The organism is Thorsellia kenyensis (genome assembly GCF_042432445.1).
GTDB classification, from domain to species: domain Bacteria; phylum Pseudomonadota; class Gammaproteobacteria; order Enterobacterales; family Thorselliaceae; genus Thorsellia; species Thorsellia kenyensis.
This window is the reverse complement of the sequence record NZ_JBHLXE010000128.1, coordinates 1-1024: the sequence shown is the minus strand read 5'-3', so window position 1 is coordinate 1024 and position 1024 is coordinate 1. Positions and strand designations below refer to the sequence as shown.

Genomic DNA, 1024 nt, shown 5'->3' with positions numbered 1-1024 from the left:
ATCAACATCGGCTAGCAAGAGTTGGTGTTAAATCGGCTCCAGCTGCGTTATTTAAGAGATATCGTGGTGAGCGTGGAGTTAAAAGGCAATATTTAAATTGTCAGATGTGTAGTAATAAGCTGAATGAAAATGAACCATCGATGAAGTGTCGTTAAGTGTAACTGTGATGTCAAAACTGCGGGCTCAAGTTACTCGCACTAACAAAGCTAAACGTGACTTGCAATAACGGTTTAGTCGGCTCACCGGCATATAGATGGCAGGAGATTACTACAGGCGCAAATAGAGAACTCAGGAAGATGTTGCCCTAATGTTAAGCGAAAAGTTATAGCAGAGAACCCGTAAGACGAAATAGCGATGAAGGGCGCATTGGCAGATTGTCTCGTAGTAATGATGAAGTTTCTGTAATGGAAATGGAGTGAAGGGGACAACTAACCTAGTTTTGCTTGATTAGACAACTTGAAGTATAAGGATGAAATAATTGAACAGAACAAAACCCTTTTCAATCAGTAAATGGAAAGTACAAGAAGCATGGCAACGAGTGAAAGGAAATGGGGGGTCTGCAGGTATTGATAAAATGAGTATCGATGCCTTTGAGCTGGATTTAAAGAAAAATCTGTATAAGATTTGGAATAGACTTAGTTCAGGAACTTATTTCCCACCACCGGTAAAACGTGTTGAGATACCAAAATCAGATGGCAAGATGCGTCCGCTCGGCATTCCCACCGTTGGGGACAGGGTTGCCCAGATGGCTGTCAAACTAGAGATAGAATCACAATGGGACTCAGAATTCCATCCTTCTTCCTTTGGTTATAGAATGGGTAAATCGGCACACGATGCAATAGCGCAAGCTCGCTCCAATTGCCACAAGCATAAGTGGGTAATTGATTTAGATATTAAAGGTTTTTTCGATAATATTGATCATACCCTTATGCTAAAAGCAATAGACAAACAAAACCCTCCTAAATGGGTTAGACTTGCCCTTGTACGATGGCTAAAAGCAGATGTAATGTATCCTGATGGGAGT

At 41.1% G+C, this 1024-nt stretch carries 1 protein-coding gene; it reads left to right on the top strand.

The window, feature by feature from the left end:
• Nucleotides 1–478: 478 nt before the first annotated feature.
• A partial coding sequence (locus ACFFIT_RS13280) for a reverse transcriptase domain-containing protein (protein WP_385878415.1) occupies nucleotides 479–1024 on the top strand: 546 nt, incomplete at its 3' end.